We start from the raw sequence: 20,320 nt of genomic DNA on the forward strand, positions 1-20,320 counted from the left end.
AACGTCATAATGAATTTCATTATGTGTTCACTCGTGAGGCTTTGATATTTTTGTGCGTCCGGGGACGCTGATATCAATCCTGCGAGTGCCCACACAGATTGTCTGATAAATTGTTAAAGAGCAGTGCGAACAGTGCGTTAGCGTCCTGTCGCGAGGTGGCGTATATTACGCTTTCCTCCTTCAGAGTCAACCTCTTTTTTCAGAAGTTTTTCTCCGGCGGCTCAGTCTCCTGAACCTTCAACCCGTTTCCCGTTGCCGGTGTGCCGTGTCGATGGAGGCGCATTATAGGGAGTTCGCGCGGCCTGACAAGCGTTTATTGCGAAAAGATTACTGTTCGAAGTAATTTTCACCAAATCGCGCTATTTCGCTACGATTTGCCTGGTAACTGTGCAAATTCATGGGCAAAACGGCTCACCTGTTGCCAGTCCGTGTATTCCACTTCTTTCGTTGCATCGGTTTCACCGCCGGTCATACGCATAATCAGCTGAATCATCACGCGGTCAAACCAGCGATAGCGGGGATAATAGAGCGCCCCTGCGAATACGGCACAGCAGTCAGGCTGCCATGGAGACTGCAATAAGAACTTCCGGGTATAGGCATTCGTTTCAGGAGAACGCTTCTCAGGTTTGCGTGCCGTGAGGTTTACCGAAAAGAAACCGCTGGTACGCTGCTGCAGCGCAGGGAGATGTTGCTTAACGAAGGTCTCGACGACCGGCTGAAAATGGCCATAGCGGATCGAGGCGCCAATCAGTACGCGATCATACTGTGTCCAGTCAGGCACAGCGGCATCCTGAATGTTCAGCACATCACACGGCTGCTGCTGCCGGATGGTCTCCGCAAGAGCGGAAGCAATCTTCTGCGTTTGCCCGTCGCGGGTGGAATAGAGAATCAGCGCTTTCATGTCAGCATCCTTATTAATTATTCACGCCAGAAAGTAGGCGTGAACAGCACCAGCAAGGTGAAAACCTCGAGACGCCCGAACAACATGGTAGAGATAAGTATCCATTTCGCCACATCATTCATAGACGTGAAGTTGTCTGCCACGACGCCTAAGCCCGGCCCGAGGTTATTCAGCGTCGCGGCAACGGCAGCAAAAGCGGAGAAGTCATCGACGCCCGTGGCGATGATCGCCAGCATGCTCACCAGGAACACCAGCGCATAGGCCGAGAAGAATCCCCAGACGGCTTCCAGAATACGCTCCGGCAGCGCACGATTGCCCAGCTTAATGGTGTACACCGCATTCGGGTGAACCAGACGCTTAAGCTCGCGGTTACCCTGTTTGCACAACAGCAGAATGCGGATCACCTTCAGGCCCCCCCCGGTTGAACCGGCACAGCCACCAATGAAAGCTGAGCACAACAGCAGAACCGGCAGGAACAGCGGCCAGCGAGCGATACTGTCGGTCGTGAAACCCGCCGTCGTCGCCATGGACACCACCTGGAAAAAGGCCTGGTTCAGGGTCTGCCAGCCGCTGGCATAGACATTGTGGAACCAGAGCACCACCGTACAGATCAGAACCAGCGTCAGCTGAACGCCGATAAACATGCGGAACTCCGGGTCCCGCCAGTACACGCGCAGGTTACGTCCGCTTAGCATGGAAAAGTGCAGGCCGTAGTTACAGCCGGAGATCAGCAGGAACACCGCCACGATAGTATTGATGGTGCTGCTGTTAAAGTAGCCGATGCTGGCATCATGAGTTGAGAAGCCGCCAATGGCGATGGTCGAAAAGCTGTGGCCGATAGCATCGAACGCCGGCATGCCCGCCAGCCAGAGTGCCAGCGCGCAGGCTACGGTCAGCAGAACATAGATCAGCCAGAGTGTCTTGGCCGTCTCGGCGATGCGCGGGCGCATTTTATTGTCTTTCAGGGGTCCCGGCATTTCAGCGCGATAAAGCTGCATGCCCCCGACGCCCAGAATCGGCAGGATGGCTACCGCTAACACGATGATCCCCATCCCGCCCAGCCACTGCAGCATCTGCCGGTAGAAGAGGATGGCCTTAGGCAGCGAGTCCAGCCCCACCAGCGTGGTGGCTCCGGTGGTTGTCAGGCCCGAGAAAGATTCAAAGAACGCATCCGTGACGGAAAGATGCGGCTGCTCCGCAAAGATAAAGGGCATGGCCCCTACGCTGCCCAGCACCGTCCAGAACAGGACGACGATCAGAAACCCTTCGCGGGGTTTGAGTTCGGTTTTCTTTTTACGGTTCGGCCACCACAGCAGCGAGCCGATCACCAGCGCCATCATAAATGTCTGGCTGAACGCCCGTCCCGCGCCATCGCGATAAATTAATGCGACGAGGCCGGGCAGAATCATTGTCACTGAAAAAAGAATTACCAGCAGACCGACGATGCGGGTAATGGCGCGAAAGTGCATTCAGCCGTTCCTTTAAATAAGAGAGATGAACATCATGGTGTGAGCGGGATCAGCGACAACGCGCCCCGGCTAAAGTCTGACAGATTTTTTTTGAAGCCCTCGATCTGTCCGTAAGGCAATGCCAGCGTCAGCGCAATACGATCCTGATAGTGGCTGTCGGTCACCTTACCTTCAAAACGCTGCACCAGCCGTTCGATATCGCTAAGCTGTGCATAGTCGCATTGCAGCGTGAAAACCATCATCGGCACTTTGCGCTGTCGCGGTAACTGCTTCAGTCCCTGCTGGACGCCACCGCCATACGCCTTCACCAGGCCACCGGTGCCCAGCATGATGCCGCCGTAATAACGCACCACCACAGCGGTCACCTCGCCAATACCGGCACCCATCAGCTGCGCCAGCATCGGTTTCCCGGCGGTGCCCGACGGCTCACCATCATCCGAAAAACCGAGCTGCTGAGAGTCATCCGGCGCGCCCGCCACCCAGGCCCAGCAGTGATGCCGGGCAGCAGGATGCTCGCTTTTCACCTGCTGGACAAAGGCGCGCGCGGCCTCTGTCCCCTCGGTGTGCGCCAGCAGCGTAATAAAGCGACTCTTTTTGATGGTTTCCTCACTGATGCTCACGGCCAGCGCGGGAATATCAAAAGCGTCCATCAGGCCAGATGCAGATCGCGGGTCATGTTTTCAACGCGGTTTGGATGGATCACCACGTTATCTTCGATGCGAATGCCGCCATAAGGCCGAAGCGCATCAATCGCCTGCCAGTTAAAGTGCTGACTGAAACGGCCCTGACGCAGCGGCGCCAGTAACGAGTCGATAATATAGAAGCCCGGCTCGATGGTTAAGACCATGCCGGGTTGCAGCACGCGGGTGCAGCGAAGGTAAGGATACTGCGCAGGCGCGGCGAGATGGGTGCCCTGCTCATCCTGCATAAACCCGGCAACGTCATGCACCTGCAAGCCCAGCGGATGTCCCAGACCGTGTGGCATAAATGGCCCGGTCAGATCTTCAGCCACCAGCGCCTCTTCGCTGATTCCCTGCACCAGCTCAAACTTCAGCAACATCTTCGCAATACGCTGGTGCATCTGAAGATGATAATCGGTGTAGCGCACCCCCGGCTTCAGCGTGGCGATTAACGCCAGCTCCTCGGCGTTCATCGCCTCCACCATTCTGGCATAGAGCGAGCTGCTCTGCGCCGCATAGCTGCGGGTCAGATCGGCGGCGTAGCCCAGATATTCGGCCCCCGCATCAATCAGGAAGCTGTGTCGTTTCGCCGGTGGCTGATGATCCAGGCGGGTGTAGTGCAGCACCGCCGCGTGTTCATTCAGCGCAATAATATTGCCGTACGGCACATCGGTATCACGATGGCCGGTCGCGGTCAGGTAAGCCTGATTGATGTCAAATTCGCTCAGGCCCGCAGAGAACGCCTCTTTGGCCGCGCGATGACCCGCAACCGCCAGCTTCTGCGCCTGACGCAGACAGGCCAGTTCATAGTCGGTTTTGATGCTGCGATGGTAGTGCAGAAAGTCGATGACCGCTTTAGGGTTGATGTTGTCTGAGGAGATTCCGAGCTGCGCCGCGCGTGCATTAACCGGCCCGATATAGGTGACATTATCACGCTGTGCAGGGAGCAGCTGCGCAATCTCATCGGCGTTTTTCAGGCCGATAACCTCGACATCTCCGGTCCAGAAACTGTCCGGCAGCGGTTCAACGTTATGCCAGTAATCCACCGGAGAGTAGAACCACAGTTTCGGCTTGTTCACGCCATCGATCCAGAGCCAGCAGTTAGGCACCTGCGTGACCGGCACCCAGGCTTTGAACTGCGGATTCACCTTAAACGGATAGGTGTGGTCATCCAGAAACACCGTCAGCAACTCACCGGAATGGATCAGCATCGCATCCAGTTTATTGCGTGCCAGCACCTGCTGCGCCCGTTGCTGCAACGTGGCGATGTGCGCGTGATACAAGGTCTTCAGTGAATCCATAGCCGTCTCTCCCGTGTCGCGAAATGGCCGCAGTTTAGCATACCCCTTGCTCAGATGCCGAAGCCGGCGTGGCTGTGATCTTGTTAGCAAATAAGCAAAGAGCGGTTTGCAAAAAATTAACATCACTCCCACACTCACGATCATCTGGTATGACCAGATCACCTTTCGCGGTTTCAGGAGACGCACATGCTCTACCAAGGCGCTAACCTTACCCTTCACTGGCTGGACGATGGCATCGCCGAGCTGGTTTTTGATGCCACAGGCTCAGTCAACAAGCTGGATACGCAAACGGTCGCCAGTCTGGGCGAGGCCATTGCGGTCCTGGAACAGCAGCCAGCACTGCGCGGCCTGCTGCTGAGCTCCGCTAAACCCGCCTTTATCGTGGGCGCGGATATTACCGAGTTCCTTTCCCTGTTTGATGCTCCCACCGAAAAGCTGAGCCAGTGGCTGAGTTACGCCAACAGCATCTTCAACCGTCTGGAAGATTTGCCCGTGCCCACCCTGGCAGCCATTGATGGTTATGCGCTGGGTGGCGGATGTGAGTGCGTCCTGGCGACCGACATGCGCATCGCCACTGCGGATGCCCGCATCGGCCTGCCGGAAACCAGACTCGGCATCATGCCAGGCTTTGGCGGCAGCGTAAGGTTGCCCCGCCTGCTGGGAGCCGACAGCGCGCTGGAAATTATTGCCGCCGGTAAAGATGTGGATGGCAATGCCGCGCTGAAACTGGGCTTGGTCGATGCGGTGGTTGCCCGTGACAAACTGCGCGAAGCGGGCATCACCATGCTCAGAGCGGCCGCCGAAGAGGGCAGCTGGCAGGCGCGCCGTGCGCCTAAACTGGCCCCGCTGAAGCTCAGCCCGATTGAGGCGGCGATGAGTTTTACCATTGCGAAGGGCATGGTGATGCAGACCGCAGGAAAACATTACCCCGCTCCGCTGATGGCGGTAAAAACCATTGAGGCCGCGGCCAGTCTCGGTCGTGATGATGCGCTGAAGCTTGAAACGGCTGCATTTGTGCCGCTGGCGCAGTCTGACGAAGCGCGCGCTCTGGTCGGCATCTTCCTCAACGATCAGTACGTTAAAGGGCTGGCAAAAAAACGCGCCAGCGAAAGCGGCGCACCTGCTCAGGCGGCAGTGCTGGGCGCAGGGATCATGGGCGGTGGCATCAGCTACCAGTCTGCCTGGAAAGGCGTGCCGGTCAGAATGAAAGATATCAATCCACAGGCGCTGACGCTGGGGATGAATGAAGCCAGCAAGCTGCTTAACACCCAGCTGGCGCGCGGAAAAATTGACGGCAACAGGCTGGCCAGCGTCATCGCCACCATCCAGCCCACGCTGGATTACGCCGGTTTTGAACTGGCCGACGTGGTGGTGGAAGCGGTGGTCGAGAATCCGCAGATCAAGGCTAAAGTGCTGGCTGAAACAGAGCGGCATCTGCGTGACGATGCCGTTCTGGCCTCGAATACCTCGACCATTCCTATCAGCCAGCTGGCGCAGGCGTTGCAGCGCCCGGAAAACTTCTGTGGCATGCACTTCTTTAACCCGGTGCCGCGTATGCCGCTGGTCGAAGTGATCCGGGGCGAGAAAACCAGTGAAGCGACCCTTGGCAAAGTGGTGGCCTGGGCCAGCAAAATGGGCAAAACCCCTATCGTGGTCAACGACTGCCCCGGCTTCTTTGTTAACCGGGTGCTGTTCCCCTACTTCGCCGCTTTCAGCCTGCTCCTGCGCGATGGCGCAGATTTCCGACAGATAGATAAGGTCATGGAAAAACAGTTTGGCTGGCCGATGGGGCCGTCATGGCTGCTGGATGTCGTGGGCATCGATACGGCGCACCATGCGCAAAGCGTGATGGCTGACGGGTTCCCGGACCGCATGAAGCATGACTATCGCGACGCAATCGATCTGCTGTTTGAGGCTGGTCGCTTTGGCCAGAAAAATGGCAAAGGCTTCTGGCGCTGGGAAGAAGATAAAAAGGGCAAGCCAAAAAAAGTGGCCGATGCCGATGTCGATACGCTGCTGCAACAGGCCTGTCAGCCCGCGCGAATCTTCAGCGATGAAGAGATTCTGAACCGCATGATGCTGCCGATGCTGAACGAAGTGGTGCGCTGCCTGGAAGAGAAGATTATCGCCTCACCGGCTGAAGCCGATATGGCGCTGGTGTATGGCCTCGGCTTCCCGCCTTTCCGTGGCGGGGCTTTCCGCTATCTCGATACTCTGGGCAACAGCAACGTGGTGGATCAGGCCCGGCGTTATAGCGGCCTCGGTGGCCTGTATGCCCTGCCTGCACTGCTGCTGCAGAAAGCCCATCAGCATGAAAGCTGGTATCCCGCCGCCAAACCGATTGATGAAGCCGCGCTGAAAAGCGCCTGAGGGCAAGAAGATGGAAAATGTGGTGATTATTGATGCCGTGCGCACGCCAATGGGCCGGTCAAAAGGCGGCGCCTTCCGTCATGTGCGCGCCGAAGATCTCTCTGCGCATCTGATGCGTGAACTGCTGAGCCGCAACCCGACGGTGAACCCGGCAGAGCTGGATGACATTCTCTGGGGCTGCGTGCAGCAGACGCTGGAGCAGGGATTTAATATCGCACGTAACGCTGCCCTGCTGGCCGAAATTCCCCACACGGTGCCAGCCAGCACCGTCAACCGGCTGTGTGGCTCTTCCATGCAGGCGCTGCACGATGCCGCCCGCGCCATTATGGTCGGTGATGCCCGGAGCTGTCTGATCGGTGGCGTGGAGCATATGGGGCATGTGCCGATGAACCACGGCGTCGACTTTCATCCCGGGCTTAGCCGGACGGTTGCCAAAGCCGCAGGGATGATGGGCCTGACGGCAGAAATGCTGGCGCGAATGCATCATATCAGCCGTGAGCAGCAGGATGCGTTTGCCCTGCGTTCGCACCAGCGGGCCTGGCAGGCCACCCGGCGCGGTGATTTTGCGACAGAGATTGTCGCCACCTATGGTCATGACAGCGACGGCATCCTCAAACGTTATGATTTCGATGAAGTGATCCGTGAAGAGACCAGCGCCGAAGGCCTGGCGGCGCTGAAACCGGCTTTCGATCCGGTGAATGGCACCGTGACGGCGGGCTCTTCGTCAGCGTTGTCAGATGGCGCAGCCGCCATGCTGGTGATGAGCGAATCACGCGCCCGCGAGCTGGGACTGACGCCGCGCGCCCGCATCCGCAGCATGGCCGTGGTGGGCTGCGATCCTTCAATCATGGGCTATGGGCCGGTTCCGGCCAGTAAGCTGGCGTTAAAACGGGCGGGACTGAGCGTCAGCGATATCGACGTCTTTGAGCTGAACGAAGCCTTTGCTGCGCAGACACTGCCGTGCATCAAAGATTTAGGCTTGCTGGAGCAGATGGATGAAAAGGTCAATCTGAATGGCGGCGCGATTGCGTTAGGCCATCCGCTGGGCTGTTCCGGCGCGCGTATCAGTACCACGCTGCTGAACATTATGGAACGACGCGATGCCAGCCTGGGTCTTGCCACCATGTGTATCGGGCTGGGCCAGGGGATCGCAACCGTATTCGAGCGTCTGTAATACGTTGCGTTTTTTTGTCAGATTTACCCGNGGGTTTTTTCTGTCTGCTGCCGGCGATCAGATAAAGGCAAACGCATCGCCATACATCTGTGACTCGACTGCGCCACGCTCGGCACAAAAACGGTCGCGGGCAATCTTCGCCATCTCAAAGCGTCCGGCGATGTAGATTTCATGTTCGCTCAGCGTGCTGAAATCCTGCATCACCGCGGTCAGTACCGTACCGGAACGTCCCTGCCAGCCCGCTTCAGGCTGTTCAACAACCGGGATCACTTTCAGGTTCGGGTGCTTCACCGCCAGCGCATTCAGCTCGTCCAGATCGTACAGATGCTTAAGCTCACGTCCGCCCCAGTAAATGGCGATATCGCGCTCCGGCTGTTCCGCCAGCGCGGTGAGCAGAATCGAACGGGCGTAGGAGAAGCCGGTGCCACCTGCAATCAGGATCAGCGGCTTACTGCTCTCTTCGCGCAGCCAGGCGTCACCGTGCGGCATATCGACGGTGATCTGGCGATCGTTGCGGATCCGATCCATCACCGCCATCGCATAGAGGTTGAGATCGGACGCGCCGATATGCAGCTCAATAATATCTTTTTCCATCGGCGTTGAGGCCAGTGAGAACGGACGCTTATCACGCTCATCCATCACGACCATCAGATACTGCCCCGCGCGAAAACTGAATTCCGCTTCAGGGATCAGGCGAACGCGATAGACCGTGTCGGTAATCGCCTCAACCGAAGTTACTTTACAGCTTAACGTTGTCATGCGTTCCCTCTGTCGGGTCGTCTTTATGGTTGTGCTCGCCATCAACGCTGTGGCGGCTGATCAAGAATACCTAGCTCATCCCAGATAGCATCAATGCGCGCCGTGACCGCAGGATCTTTAACAATGGGCGTACCCCATTCACGCTGCGTTTCACCCGGCCACTTATTGGTTGCATCAAGCCCCATCTTCGACCCCAGCCCGGAAACCGGCGAGGCGAAATCGAGATAGTCGATAGGGGTATTTTCGACTAATACCGTATCACGGGCCGGATCCATTCGCGTGGTGATCGCCCAGATCACGTCATTCCAGTCGCGCGCATTAACATCATCGTCACACACAATAACAAATTTGGTGTACATGAACTGCCGCAAAAATGACCAGACGCCAAACATGACACGTTTGGCATGCCCTGCGTACTGCTTTTTAATCGTCACAACCGCCAGCCGGTAGGAGCAACCTTCAGGCGGCAGGTAGAAGTCCACGATCTCCGGGAACTGCTTAATCAGAATTGGTACCAGAACTTCATTCAGCGCCACGCCCAGTACGGCGGGTTCATCTGGCGGACGCCCGGTATAGGTGGAGTGATAGATCGGCTGACGACGCTGCGTGATATGCGTCACGGTAAATACCGGGAAGCTATCCACTTCATTGTAGTAGCCAGTGTGGTCGCCGTAGGGGCCTTCTGGCGCCATATCGCCCGCTTCGATATAGCCTTCCAGCACGATTTCCGCACTGGCCGGCACTTCAAGATCGTTCGACAGGCACTTCACCACTTCCGTTTTGTTGCCGCGCAGCAGACCGGCAAACGCATATTCTGACAGCGTGTCAGGCACCGGCGTCACCGCGCCGAGGATGGTGGCAGGATCGGCGCCCAGCGCGACCGAAACCGGAAAACGTTCACCCGGATGCGCTTTCGTCCACTCCTGAAAATCAAGCGCGCCGCCACGGTGCGACAGCCAGCGCATGATCAGACGATTTTTACCGATCACCTGCTGACGGTAAATACCGAGATTCTGGCGCTCTTTGTGGGGGCCGCGCGTGACGGTCAGTCCCCAGGTAATCAGCGGTGCGGCATCGCCTGGCCAGCACTTCATGACCGGAATACGCGTCAGGTCGACCTCATCACCGCTGAACACCTCTTCCTGACAGGGCGCATTACGCAGCCGTTTGGTCGGCATGTTCAGCACCTGCTTAAACTGCGGCATTTTATCGAACAGGTCGCGGAAGCCTTTTGGCGGCTCAGGCTCTTTCAGGAAGGCCAGCAGCTTACCCACTTCACGCAGGGCGCTCACCTCCTCCTGCCCCATGCCCATGGCCACGCGCTTAGGCGTGCCGAACAGGTTGCACAGCACCGGCATATCGTACCCTTTCGGGTTTTCAAACAGCAGGGCGGGGCCACCGGCACGCAGCGTGCGATCGGCAATCTCCGTCATTTCCAGTTCGGGATCGATGGACTGGGTAATGCGCTTTAGCTCACCGCGCTGTTCAAGCAGCGCGAGGAAGTCTCTCAAATCGTGGTATTTCATGCGGCTTTAACATTCCGGCCAGAGTGAATCGGCCATTATAGGTCTGATTACGCGGAGTTGCTGAGGTTTATACCGCAGCCTCATACGCACTGAAAGGGAACCAGCGGCTGCAGTGCGCGGGTATCGTGCATTCCCTGAATCGGGTCGCCGTGGCGAAACAGCTTAAAGTCCTCGTTTCGCACGCTGTGATAGCGCAGCTGGTTGTCATGCAGGTGCAGAAAACTGCCTTCACGCAGGGCAATCACCGACTCCGTCGGATTGACCGCGCAGAACTCCGCCAGACGCTCATCGCGGGTTTCGCCCATATGGCCGCTGACGCTGGCATCAAGATAGTGGGGATTGATCTGCACCGGGAAGAGTCCCAGCGCGGGCAGCACCACACTGCTGCGCACCGGCATATCGTTGGTGGTGCGGATGGAGGGCGTCGCCACATTGCAGCCCGCGCTCCAGCCGAGATAAGGCACCTGTCGCTCACGTACCGCACGCTGGATCGGGACGATGAGATCCTGCTCATGCAGCATCTGGTTCAGAAACCAGGTGTTGCCGCCGCTGACCAGAATCAGTTCTGCCTGTGCAATCGCCTCAGCCGGTGAGGCAAAGGATTGAACCAGCCTGACCGGGATGCCCAGAGAGGCCGTGAGTTCGGCGGCGCGCTGCTGCTGATCGCCCCGGATTATCGCGTAGGGGATCAGGACCGCCGAGCGGATAGCGCGTCGGGCGATCATCGCGTGCAGCTGCGGCTGCGCATAACCCAGCAGCGGCGCATCGTCCGCCAGCCTGCCATTGCTCAACAGAAAGAGTTCCATCAGACGTTCCTTTTGCAGGGGTGAAGGTTATCGAGTCTGATACAGAGCCCTGGTGCACGTCAATTTCCCGTTACCGTTTCTGCCCGCCTCCGGCCTGCTAAGAAAAGTCTCAATTTATTTTCTCTGCGGGCCGCTTTACCCTGCCCCTGCGCTATAACTCTGGCAACAGGTTTGCTATTCTTAGCGTCCATTCAATGGGAGCCGTTATGGAAGCCTGGTACTTACTCTATTGCAAACGTGGACAGCTATTGCGCGCGAAGGAGCATCTCGAGCGGCAGGAGGTGCATTGCCTCAGCCCGATGATCGCTCTGGAAAAGATCGTGCGCGGTAAACGCACCACGGTGAGTGAGCCGCTGTTCCCTAACTACCTGTTTATCGAATTCGATCCTGAAGAGATTCACACCACCACCATCAGCAGCACCCGCGGTGTCAGTCACTTTGTCCGCTTCGGCTCCACCCCGGCAACCGTGCCGTCGGCGGTCATCGAAGCGCTGGAAACCGACGTCCCGCAAATCCTGCTCGATCCTGAAACGCCACAGAGCGGCGATGAGGTTGTTATCACCGAAGGAACGTTTGAAGGGCTGCGCGCCATTTTTGCCGAGCCGGATGGTGAAACACGCTCGATCCTGTTGCTGAATCTCCTCAACAAGCAGGTGATGCGCAGCGTCGATAACAAGCAGTTCCGCAAGCTTTAAGCCAGTCTGAACAGCGTCCGCGCATTATGATCAATGCGGGCCGCCAGTGCCTCCGCACTCTCACCTCGCCATGTCGCCACCTGATTGACAATATGCGGTAAAAAGCAGGGTTCGTTGCGGCGCGAAGGCGGACGCGGACGCATGTCGCGCGGCAACAGGTAGGGCGCATCCGTTTCCAGCAGCAGGCGTTCGGCCGGGATCAGCGGCAGCAGCTCACGCAGTTCCAGACCCCGACGCTCATCGCAGACCCAGCCCGTAATGCCCACAGATAACCCCATTTCCAGACAGGCTTCCAGTTCGTCGCGCGTGCCGGTAAAGCAGTGGATCACCGCACCCGGCAGTTTTGGCAGCCAGGGGGCAAGCACCGCAGCGAAACGCGCATGGGCTTCACGGCAGTGCAGGAACACCGGCATATTGAGTTCTGCGGCCAGCGCCAGCTGTGCGTCAAATGCATACTCCTGCTGCTCATGGGCCGAGAGGTTGCGATTAAAATCGAGTCCGCATTCACCAATGGCGACCACTTCCGGTTTTTCCGCCAGCCGGCGCAGGGTGCTGGCGATCTCCAGCGACCATTCGCTGGCATGATGAGGGTGAACGCCCGCGGTAGACCAGCAAAAGCCGGGCTGGCCTTCAGCCAGTCGCTGAGCCTGCTGGCTCTCCAGCGCGTTGGTGCCGGTAATAAGCATGCCGGTGACGCCCGCATCACGCGCGCGTTTAACCACCTTTTGCCGGTCGGAGGCGAATTGCGTGCTGGTCAGGTTTACACCGATATCAAACATAATTTTTCCCACAGTTTGTAAAAAAAAACCGCCCGGAGGGGCGGTCTGGATGGCTCGCTTCCCGCCTGTGCGGGTCATACGGTCAGCGTCAGGCGTCGGTATGTTTATCCTCATCCTGTGACCAGCGGCCTTTACCCACATAGTAACGGGAAAAGAATACGCCGACTTCAAACAGGCAGTACATCGGAATAGCGAGCAAAGTTTGGGAAAAAACGTCCGGAGGTGTGAGCAGCATCCCGACTACGAAAGCGCCCACCAGAATATAGGGACGTTTCTTTTTCAGATCTTCCGGGCTGGTGATACCGGTCCAGCAGAGCAACACGATCGCCACCGGCACCTCAAACGCCACCCCAAAGGCCATGAAGAGAGTCATGACGAAATCGAGGTATTTGGCGATATCCGTTGCGACCGTCACGCCGATGGGCGCGGTCTTGGTGAAAAAGCCAAATGCCAGCGGGAAAACGACGAAATAAGCAAAGGCCACACCGAAGTAGAACAGGAAGGTGCTGGAAAAGAGCAGCGGCATCACCAGCCTGCGCTCATGCCGGTAGAGCGCCGGGGCGACAAATGCCCAGACCTGATAGAGGATCACCGGCACCGCGAGAAACACTGACACGATGATGGTCAGCTTTATCGGGGTAAAGAACGGCGAGGCGACATCGGTTGCAATCATGCTGGAGCCCACCGGCATCTGACTGATCAGCGGTGATGCGACCAGCTGGTAGATGTCGTTGGCGAAATAGACCAGTACCAGGAAAATGACCAGTACGGCGATGATGCAGTTCAGTAATCGCTTACGCAGCTCAATCAGATGGCTGATGAGCGGTTGGGTATCTTCAACGGCCATTATCGTTCATCACCTGCAGGAGAGGAGGTCGCGGAAGGACGCGCAGACTCTGATGACCTGGCGGATTCGCCAGCGGGTGCCTGTGCCGGTGCGCTGGCCACAGCAGCAGGTGCAGCAGAGGATGGCGCAGCCGGAGCGGATGGCGCAGCAGAGGGTCGCTGTGCGGCCGCGGCCGGTGCGGGTTGCACCGCGGCATCGGCACCCACTACCGCAGACGGTGCCTGTGCCGGTGCGCTGGCCTGATGCTCTGCTGAGGCTGGCGTCGCGGCGGTTTCCGTCGCAGCAGGCTCAGGGGCATACCGATGCTGTGCAGAGTGGATGGTGTTCGCTTCGTCTTCCTCTTTTTCAATGTCGATGCTCTGACTGACCGAGCGCTTCATTGAATCTGCCGTTTTACGCAGCTCTTCCATCGACTCCTTCAGCTCAGGGGAGAGCGTGCCACGGCCCGCCTCTTCCACCTTTTTCAGGCTCTCCTGCAACTCCTGCAGTTTGAGTTCCTGCGCCAGTTCATGTTGTACATTGGCTGCCAGCGAACGAATCGCCCTGATCCAGCCGACCACGGTTTTCACCGCAACCGGTAATCGTTGCGGGCCGAGTACAATCAGCCCGATAACGAACACCAATACCAGTTCACTAAAACCAATATCGAACACGGTTTACACCTGCTTGTCGTTCTTGGCTTCTTCTTTGTTAGCCGAAGTTTGCTGTTTGTCCGCCAGTGTTTTGGCAGCGAAGTCAGCGTCCTGCTCTTTCGGTTGATCCTTTTTGTCGTCCTCATCACTCATGGCCTTTTTGAAGCCACGAATCGAAGAACCTAAATCCGAACCCAGATTACGTAATTTATTGGTACCGAACAGAAGTACAACAATCACGGCAATGATTAACAGTTGCCAGATACTGATACCGCCCATGAGATAGCCTCTAATATTCTGTGAAAACGATAAGGTAATGCAGGACAGAGTGCCCTTTTTAGCCGGGCTTTAGCCAGCGACATTACCTTTTTTTAAACAGACGTGACAATCAGTTTGTCTTACGCCAGCCGATTAGCCATGAAACGATTCCTGCCGCCATCAGAACCGCCGGAAAGAGATCCCAGTCCGGTCGGGTGAGCAGAACTGCCGTTCCGCTTAGCAGCAGTGTGGCACCGACGCCAAACAGATAACGCGCCTGATGATGACGGACGCGCTGCGCATTGAGATCGCCCACTAATTTATCGACGCTGTGCCGTAAAAGCTTGTGCTGGCGCATGCTGTCGTAAAAGAGTTCTGGCAGCTCCGGGAGTTTTTCAGCCCAGAACGGCGCTTTCTCTTTGACCGCACGGATAATGGCGGGGATACCCACCTGATCCTTGATCCACTCTTCCAGGAAGGGTTTGGCCGTTTTCCACAGGTCGAGCTGTGGGTAGAGCTGACGGCCAATGCCTTCCACATAAAGCAGCGTTTTTTGCAGCAGCACCAGCTGCGGCTGCACTTCCATATTAAAGCGACGCGCGGTGTTGAACAGGTTCAGCAGCACATGCCCGAACGAGATCTCAGCCAGCGGCTTTTCAAAAATCGGCTCACACACCGTGCGAATCGCAAACTCGAAATCTTCGACGTTGGTATCGGGCGGAACCCAGCCGGAATCAACGTGCAGCTCGGCAACCTTGCGATAGTCACGGTTGAAGAACGCGATAAAGTTTTCTGCCAGATAACGCTTATCTTCTTTGTTCAGCGACCCCACGATGCCGCAGTCGATACCGATATATTGCGGATCTTCCGGGTGTTCATAGCTGACAAAAATATTGCCCGGATGCATATCTGCGTGGAAGAAGCTGTCGCGGAAGACCTGGGTAAAGAAGACCTGGACACCGCGTTCGGCCAGCAGCTTCATGTTCACGCCATGGCGCTCCAGCGTCGCAACGTCGGAAATCGGGATACCGTAAATGCGCTCCATCACCATCATGGTTTCGCTGCAATAGTCGGAATAGACTTCCGGCACATAGAGCATACGGCTCTCTTCAAAATTGCGGCGTAACTGAATGGCGTTAGCGGCTTCGCGTAACAAGTTCAGCTCATCAAGCAGGGTTTTCTCATAATCGCGCACCACTTCGACCGGACGCAGACGACGGCCATCCGGCAGCAGACGCGGAACCCAGCGCGCCAGGCGATAGATCAGCTTCATATCCGCTTTGATCACCGGCAAAATGTCGGGGCGGATCACTTTGATCACCACTTTTTTGCCGTTAGATTTCAGTGTGGCGGTGTGAACCTGCGCAATCGACGCAGACGCCAGCGGCTTAATGTCAAAATCATCAAACCAGGTCTCGATGGGTGCGCCCATTGAGGCTTCAATCTGTGCTTTCGCTTTGACGCCATCAAAGGGCGCCACACGGTCCTGCAGGATCGCCAGCTGATCGGCGATCAGCGGCGGGAAGAGATCCCGGCGCGTTGACAGCATCTGACCAAACTTGATCCAGACCGGCCCCAGCTGCTCCATCGCCATACGCATACGCGCACCGGTCGGTTCATGCTGGTGCAGATTGGGGATCCAGAAAATTGAGCGACGCCACAGGCGGAACAGGAAAGTGAGACGTGTCTGCGGGATCAGTTCATCAAGGCCATAGGTCAGAAACACCTTCATGATCAGATATAAGCGGCGGATCTCTCCTAAACTCATTTTGCCTCCAGCTGCGCCAGACGCGCATCAAGCGCCTCAAGCGAACGTTCCATCGCGTCGACCTCCTCAGAAAACCAGGCCAGTTCCAGTGAGCCAGGCGCAACACGCCACTCTTCGGTCATGGCCTGTCCAAGATATCCCTGACGACGCGCTGCTTCACCTTTGAAAAAGCGGAAAGCCTGCTGTGCCCGCTGACTGATGCCCTGCGCGGCGATGTCGCCCACCCAGGGAGCCAGATATTCCGCCGGATCCAGCTCAGCCAGATCCATCAGCGCCGAGAACTGCTGCACCACCTGCAGATCGCCCTCTACCTGCAGTTCACCGCTGCGAATCAGCGGCGTCAGCTGCTGGCGATCGCGCAGCTTTGGCAGACTTTTCAGCGAGGTGATCACCGTGCAGTCGCTGCGGTCCTGCCAGTCAGCTAACACGTCCAGCTGCTGTTCACTGAACACCAGCACCAGGGGAGACGAGAACTCATTCAGGCGAAGTGTCAGGACTTTGCCATTCAGACGTTGCCGCGCCGGCTTAAGGCCACGATCGCGGTACAGAATACGGTTCAGCGCCGTCTCCATGCCCGCCATAATCAAAGGAGTCAGGTTCATCACCATCTCACTCAGAACTTAAATCCACGATGCAGCGCCACGATGCCGCCAGTCATGTTGGAGTAAGTGGTATTTTCAAAGCCGACATCGTTCATCATCGCCTTCAGGGTCTCCTGATCGGGATGCATACGGATCGATTCGGCCAGATAGCGGTAGCTCTCAGCATCCTGCGCCACCAGCTGGCCGATACGCGGCAGAATGTGGAACGAGTAGGCGTCATACGCTTTGCTCAGCGGGTCCAGCACTGGCTTAGAGAACTCCAGCACCAGCAGGCGTCCGCCCGGCTTAAGCACCCGGAACATGGAGGCCAGCGCCTTCTCTTTTTCCGTGACGTTGCGCAGACCAAAGGAGATGGTGATGCAGTCGAAGTAGTTATCAGGGAAAGGCAGAGCTTCTGCGTTGGCCTGCACGTAACTGACGTTGCCCACCACACCCTGATTGCGCAGCTTTTCGCGGCCCATCTTCAGCATGGAACTGTTGATATCCGCCAGTACCACCTGACCGGTGTCACCCACCAGACGAGAGAATTTTGCCGTCAGATCGCCGGTGCCTCCCGCCAGATCCAACACACGCTGACCGCGGCGAACACCGCTGCTGTCTATGGTAAAGCGCTTCCAGATACGATGGACGCCAAAGGACATCAAATCGTTCATCAGGTCATATTTTGCCGCTACGGAGTGAAACACATCCGCGACTTTGTCAGCTTTTTCGCTTTTGGCGACCGTCTGAAAGCCAAAATGGGTGGTTTCCTGCTGTGATTCATCTGCCATCGGTTTTACCTGCTCCACAAACAATACTTTCCGAAGTGTATCAGAGTCACGGAAGTCAGGCACGCTGCGCCCATACTATTCGTGGAGGCGTCTCACACGCCTGTCACTGTCATCCGCATCCTCATCATCCCTGTCGTCATCTGCCATCCGGTTTTCCGGCATAGCCCGTTCGGCCAGATGAGGATTGATCGGCCGTTTGATTTCAACGCCCAGCGCACGAAACCCTTCCGTCTGCGCAATCAGGTTACCGCGCCCCTCGGCCAGCTTTTTCATCGCCTCGCGATAGCTGTTCTGCGCTTTGTCCAGACTGTGACCAATACCGCTCATGTCATCCACAAACAGCCGCATCTTGTCATAGAGGCGTGCGGCCCGATCGGCAATACGCTGTGCATTGCGGCTCTGGTGCTCATAGCGCCACAGATTATTGATGGTCCGTAACGCCACCAGCAGCGTGGTGGGGCTGACCAGCATGATATTCTGCTGCAGCGCCTCGCTAATCAGCTCAGGCTGGCGGTCGATCGCCAGTAAAAAGGCCGGTTCAACCGGAATGAACATCAACACATAATCCAGCGAGCGTAAACCGGGCAATTGTTGATAATCTTTTCGCCCCAGCAGGCGGATATGGGCCCGCATGGCGCTGACATGCTCCTGAATCGCCTGTTCACGTTCGATCTCATCATCCGCATTGAAGTAGCGCTCATAGGCCACCAGCGTCATCTTGGCGTCCACCACCACATCTTTGCCCTGCGGCAGCCGCACAATCACATCCGGCTGCATCCTGCCCTGCTGTTCAGACTGAATGCTGACCTGCGTTTCATATTCATAGCCTTCACGCAGCCCGGAGGCTTCCAGCACCCGGCTCAGGACCACTTCCCCCCAGTTACCCTGGATTTTATTGTCGCCCTTCAGGGCTTTGGTCAGGTTGAGCGCCTCCTGCGCCATCTGCGCATTCAGCTGCTGAAGCTGACGGATTTCGTGGGTCAGGGTGTGACGTTCACGCGCCTCTGCGCCAAAGCTTTCATGCACCTGACGACGAAAGCCATCCAGCTGTTCACGTAACGGGCCAATCAGGCTATCCAGGCTTTGACGGTTCTGCTCATCGACGCGACGGCCACTGTTTTCGAAAATGCGGTTGGCGAGGTTTTCAAACTGGGCGCTGAGACGCTGTTCGCTGTTGGTCAGCAGGCGCTGCTTCTCCTCGGCGGCAAAACGGGTCTCTTCCAGACGGATGGTCACCTCACGCAGCTCCGCTTCCTGCGCGCTGTTGACCTCCAGCTGATTGCGCAGCTCGCGATTCAGCTGCTCACTTTCATTGCGCCAGTAGTCGAGCTGCTGCAGCCGCTCCGTGGCTCCGCTCAGGGCACCGTGCAGCTGACGCAGCTCCTGTTCCCGCTCGCGGATCTGCTGCTGAAGCTGTTCAGTCTGCTGCTGCTGACGCTGCTGTGCCTCCTGCAGCAGACGACGCTCAGTCTGGAAACTGGCGGCCTGGTGCCCGGCACGAAGCTGTGCCAGCATCCAGCCGATCCCGACCCCGGCAAGCGCCAGACAGATGCTGATGATGATGTGCTGATCCATGATTTCCCCGCGACTTACACTGCTGAGGAAAAAGGTAGAGTCGCACTGTATGAATGTCCAGATAAATTTATTCGCGCTCAGCAACTTAGAGCGCGGTCACGGTCACCCTTCCCGCCTGCCACTCCTCAATCAGAAAAAAGGGCATCGGCAACAGCCACTCACCCTGCTTAACCTGCGCCAGATAGTGCCAGGTGGTTTCGCCCGCGGTGATCGCCACGCGCTGTCTGCTGCCGTCGGCCACACTGGCTTTCCCGGTCATACTGGCAAAGCCGGCATTGCTGCCCACGTGGAACTGCGGCGTCTGCCAGCGCACCGGCGCATGGGCAGGCCACGGCCGGGCCTGATGAAAGTGGAACAGTTCATCGTGATTCAGCACGCTTTCACGTACTGTCGGCCATAATGCCACTTTGAGGAAATATTGATCGGTGAAGCGTTCGCTCCCCCGGTAGTGCGCAATAAAATCACGCATCGCCTGTTCCACGTTGTGAAAGACGCCATGACAGCCGCCCCACATCCCTGCCAGCAGCAGTTCGGTGTGGGAAAAGTAGTCACGCATATGGTGGAACCAGTAAGGTGAAGCCAGCCAGGCGCTGACCGCCGCCACTTCGCGCTCTGAGAGCAGCGAGTCGGCATCGCGGACGATAAAGCGCTTCACGCCGGGATCGTCCATCACCAGAAAACGCCACAGGGTGGGAAACAGGGTTTTCTCATGCGACATATCGACCCGTTGCACATGCGGCTGGTCCAGTCGCTGCCAGACATGCTGCGGCACGCTGTCGTCAAGGTAGATGCGGCAGACCCAGCCGGGATAGAGTTCAGGTGCGACTTCAACGTTTTTAATCAGGGTTTCGCAGTAGCGCGGCTGGTCACCAAACAGGCTGAAGGCAATGACATTCTGGTGCGGCTGTGTGAGATCGGCAGGTTCGGGCTGGGGAGCGGGAAACGCCACACGCTGCCCCTGACTGAAACACGCATCGGACTGCATCAGCGACGACAGACCATAGCGCGCCACCTCATCCGGCTTATTCAGCCAGCCACAGACTTCCGTCAGGCCATCCAGCCAGGTTTCAGAGGCGGTGCTGCGCACCGCGGGCGGGGAGTGTGCGATCTTCTGATAGATTTTATAGGACTTCTGGTACTGACCCAGACGCAGCAGACAGAGTGCATAGTCGCTCAGCACCTGCATCTGCTGAGGCAGATAGCGCAGCGCCTCTTCGCAGCACTGGGCGGCCTGTGCATAGTCACCCTGCTGCATGGCGGCACGGAAGCGTTCGGCACCGCGTTCCAGCCGGGCATTAAGGGCGGCGGGATCGGCTTTGAATGCCGGTCGTCGGACAGGAAGTGTATTGCGCATAAGCCTTCTCAGGTTTCACTGAAATGACGCGCCTTATACAGCAGCAGGCCCGAT

At 57.4% G+C, this 20,320-nt stretch carries 19 protein-coding genes; 3 read left to right on the top strand and 16 right to left on the bottom strand.

The features are described 5' to 3' along the window. Window positions 1-367: 367 nt before the first annotated feature. From hemG to pepQ, 4 genes are read right to left on the bottom strand one after another with little or no spacing between them, the layout of a single operon-like run. Complete coding sequence (gene hemG, locus FJW00_RS09715; protein ID WP_009088532.1) at window positions 368-901, bottom strand: menaquinone-dependent protoporphyrinogen IX dehydrogenase; 534 nt, start codon at window positions 899-901, stop codon at window positions 368-370. Window positions 902-918: 17 nt separating this feature from the next. Then, window positions 919-2,370, bottom strand: a complete 1,452-nt coding sequence (gene trkH / locus FJW00_RS09720; protein WP_009088529.1) for a Trk system potassium transporter TrkH — start codon at window positions 2,368-2,370, stop codon at window positions 919-921. Window positions 2,371-2,402: 32 nt separating this feature from the next. Continuing rightward, window positions 2,403-3,020, bottom strand: coding sequence for an IMPACT family protein (locus FJW00_RS09725; protein WP_140923888.1), 618 nt, complete (start codon window positions 3,018-3,020; stop codon window positions 2,403-2,405). Continuing rightward, window positions 3,020-4,351 carry a Xaa-Pro dipeptidase gene (pepQ, locus tag FJW00_RS09730; RefSeq protein ID WP_140923890.1) on the bottom strand — a complete coding sequence of 444 codons (1,332 nt, stop codon included), beginning with the start codon at window positions 4,349-4,351 and terminating at the stop codon, window positions 3,020-3,022. Before pepQ ends, FJW00_RS09725 begins: the two co-directional genes overlap by 1 nt. Before the next feature lie 186 nt (window positions 4,352-4,537). On the opposite strand from pepQ, the gene fadB reads away from it, so the two are divergent. Both fadB and fadA read left to right on the top strand, forming a co-directional pair. Next, the gene (gene fadB / locus FJW00_RS09735) at window positions 4,538-6,721 is read left to right on the top strand and encodes a fatty acid oxidation complex subunit alpha FadB (RefSeq protein ID WP_140923893.1); all 2,184 of its coding nucleotides are present in this window, start codon (window positions 4,538-4,540) and stop codon (window positions 6,719-6,721) included. Between the two features lie 10 nt (window positions 6,722-6,731). Beyond that, entirely contained in the window at window positions 6,732-7,895 is a 1,164-nt protein-coding gene (gene fadA / locus FJW00_RS09740; RefSeq protein ID WP_140923895.1) for an acetyl-CoA C-acyltransferase FadA, read from the top strand. A gap of 57 nt (window positions 7,896-7,952) precedes the next feature. On the opposite strand, the gene fre is transcribed toward fadA, so the two are convergent. The 3 genes from fre to pepE form a co-directional block, all read right to left on the bottom strand. Continuing rightward, entirely contained in the window at window positions 7,953-8,654 is a 702-nt protein-coding gene (gene fre, locus FJW00_RS09745) for an NAD(P)H-flavin reductase (RefSeq protein WP_009088519.1), read from the bottom strand. 41 nt (window positions 8,655-8,695) lie between these two features. Further along, window positions 8,696-10,180 carry a 4-hydroxy-3-polyprenylbenzoate decarboxylase gene (gene ubiD, locus FJW00_RS09750; protein ID WP_009088516.1) on the bottom strand — a complete coding sequence of 495 codons (1,485 nt, stop codon included), beginning with the start codon at window positions 10,178-10,180 and terminating at the stop codon, window positions 8,696-8,698. An 80-nt stretch (window positions 10,181-10,260) separates the two neighbouring features. Next, a complete protein-coding gene (pepE, locus tag FJW00_RS09755; RefSeq protein ID WP_058958179.1) occupies window positions 10,261-10,986 on the bottom strand; it encodes a dipeptidase PepE in 726 nt (241 codons plus the stop codon). A 206-nt stretch (window positions 10,987-11,192) separates the two neighbouring features. On the opposite strand from pepE, the gene rfaH reads away from it, so the two are divergent. Continuing rightward, window positions 11,193-11,681: a transcription/translation regulatory transformer protein RfaH gene (gene rfaH / locus FJW00_RS09760; RefSeq protein ID WP_009088512.1), complete on the top strand. Its 489-nt coding sequence runs from the start codon at window positions 11,193-11,195 to the stop codon at window positions 11,679-11,681. On the opposite strand, the gene tatD is transcribed toward rfaH, so the two are convergent. The 9 genes from tatD to FJW00_RS09805 all read right to left on the bottom strand — a co-directional run bounded on the left by tatD (window position 11,678) and on the right by FJW00_RS09805 (window position 20,266). Further along, window positions 11,678-12,460, bottom strand: coding sequence for a 3'-5' ssDNA/RNA exonuclease TatD (gene tatD, locus FJW00_RS09765; protein WP_140029661.1), 783 nt, complete (start codon window positions 12,458-12,460; stop codon window positions 11,678-11,680). The genes rfaH and tatD overlap by 4 nt on opposite strands. 88 nt (window positions 12,461-12,548) lie before the next feature. Continuing rightward, on the bottom strand, window positions 12,549-13,307 hold the full coding sequence (gene tatC, locus FJW00_RS09770) for a Sec-independent protein translocase subunit TatC (RefSeq protein ID WP_009088508.1): 759 nt from the start codon (window positions 13,305-13,307) through the stop codon (window positions 12,549-12,551). After that, the gene (gene tatB, locus FJW00_RS09775) at window positions 13,307-13,960 is read right to left on the bottom strand and encodes a Sec-independent protein translocase protein TatB (protein WP_140923897.1); all 654 of its coding nucleotides are present in this window, start codon (window positions 13,958-13,960) and stop codon (window positions 13,307-13,309) included. Before tatB ends, tatC begins: the two co-directional genes overlap by 1 nt. Window positions 13,961-13,963: 3 nt before the next feature. After that, the gene (tatA, locus tag FJW00_RS09780) at window positions 13,964-14,218 is read right to left on the bottom strand and encodes a Sec-independent protein translocase subunit TatA (protein ID WP_009088506.1); all 255 of its coding nucleotides are present in this window, start codon (window positions 14,216-14,218) and stop codon (window positions 13,964-13,966) included. Between the two features lie 109 nt (window positions 14,219-14,327). Continuing rightward, window positions 14,328-15,965, bottom strand: a complete 1,638-nt coding sequence (gene ubiB, locus FJW00_RS09785; protein WP_009088503.1) for a ubiquinone biosynthesis regulatory protein kinase UbiB — start codon at window positions 15,963-15,965, stop codon at window positions 14,328-14,330. Then, window positions 15,962-16,567, bottom strand: coding sequence for a ubiquinone biosynthesis protein UbiJ (gene ubiJ, locus FJW00_RS09790; protein WP_140923899.1), 606 nt, complete (start codon window positions 16,565-16,567; stop codon window positions 15,962-15,964). The genes ubiB and ubiJ overlap by 4 nt, the downstream gene beginning before the upstream one ends. A gap of 11 nt (window positions 16,568-16,578) precedes the next feature. Next, entirely contained in the window at window positions 16,579-17,337 is a 759-nt protein-coding gene (gene ubiE / locus FJW00_RS09795; RefSeq protein WP_009088499.1) for a bifunctional demethylmenaquinone methyltransferase/2-methoxy-6-polyprenyl-1,4-benzoquinol methylase UbiE, read from the bottom strand. Between the two features lie 75 nt (window positions 17,338-17,412). Further along, a complete protein-coding gene (rmuC, locus tag FJW00_RS09800) occupies window positions 17,413-18,912 on the bottom strand; it encodes a DNA recombination protein RmuC (protein ID WP_140923901.1) in 1,500 nt (499 codons plus the stop codon). Window positions 18,913-18,997: 85 nt separating this feature from the next. Continuing rightward, a complete protein-coding gene (locus tag FJW00_RS09805) occupies window positions 18,998-20,266 on the bottom strand; it encodes a tetratricopeptide repeat protein (protein ID WP_140923903.1) in 1,269 nt (422 codons plus the stop codon). Between the last annotated feature and the right edge of the window lie 54 nt (window positions 20,267-20,320).

The organism is Pantoea anthophila (genome assembly GCF_006494375.1).
GTDB classification, from domain to species: domain Bacteria; phylum Pseudomonadota; class Gammaproteobacteria; order Enterobacterales; family Enterobacteriaceae; genus Pantoea; species Pantoea anthophila.

Coding starts and splice junctions, on each gene's coding strand:
- rfaH (WP_009088512.1), top strand. CDS start 11,193: ATGGAAGCCTGGTACTTACTCTATTGCAAACGTGGACAGCTATTGCGC.
- tatC (WP_009088508.1), bottom strand. CDS start 13,307: ATGGCCGTTGAAGATACCCAACCGCTCATCAGCCATCTGATTGAGCTG.
- pepQ (WP_140923890.1), bottom strand. CDS start 4,351: ATGGATTCACTGAAGACCTTGTATCACGCGCACATCGCCACGTTGCAG.
- tatA (WP_009088506.1), bottom strand. CDS start 14,218: ATGGGCGGTATCAGTATCTGGCAACTGTTAATCATTGCCGTGATTGTT.
- fre (WP_009088519.1), bottom strand. CDS start 8,654: ATGACAACGTTAAGCTGTAAAGTAACTTCGGTTGAGGCGATTACCGAC.
- tatD (WP_140029661.1), bottom strand. CDS start 12,460: ATGTTTGATATCGGTGTAAACCTGACCAGCACGCAATTCGCCTCCGAC.
- trkH (WP_009088529.1), bottom strand. CDS start 2,370: ATGCACTTTCGCGCCATTACCCGCATCGTCGGTCTGCTGGTAATTCTT.
- hemG (WP_009088532.1), bottom strand. CDS start 901: ATGAAAGCGCTGATTCTCTATTCCACCCGCGACGGGCAAACGCAGAAG.
- fadA (WP_140923895.1), top strand. CDS start 6,732: ATGGAAAATGTGGTGATTATTGATGCCGTGCGCACGCCAATGGGCCGG.
- ubiJ (WP_140923899.1), bottom strand. CDS start 16,567: ATGAACCTGACTCCTTTGATTATGGCGGGCATGGAGACGGCGCTGAAC.
- rmuC (WP_140923901.1), bottom strand. CDS start 18,912: ATGGATCAGCACATCATCATCAGCATCTGTCTGGCGCTTGCCGGGGTC.
- FJW00_RS09805 (WP_140923903.1), bottom strand. CDS start 20,266: ATGCGCAATACACTTCCTGTCCGACGACCGGCATTCAAAGCCGATCCC.
- pepE (WP_058958179.1), bottom strand. CDS start 10,986: ATGGAACTCTTTCTGTTGAGCAATGGCAGGCTGGCGGACGATGCGCCG.
- fadB (WP_140923893.1), top strand. CDS start 4,538: ATGCTCTACCAAGGCGCTAACCTTACCCTTCACTGGCTGGACGATGGC.
- ubiB (WP_009088503.1), bottom strand. CDS start 15,965: ATGAGTTTAGGAGAGATCCGCCGCTTATATCTGATCATGAAGGTGTTT.
- ubiE (WP_009088499.1), bottom strand. CDS start 17,337: ATGGCAGATGAATCACAGCAGGAAACCACCCATTTTGGCTTTCAGACG.
- ubiD (WP_009088516.1), bottom strand. CDS start 10,180: ATGAAATACCACGATTTGAGAGACTTCCTCGCGCTGCTTGAACAGCGC.
- FJW00_RS09725 (WP_140923888.1), bottom strand. CDS start 3,020: ATGGACGCTTTTGATATTCCCGCGCTGGCCGTGAGCATCAGTGAGGAA.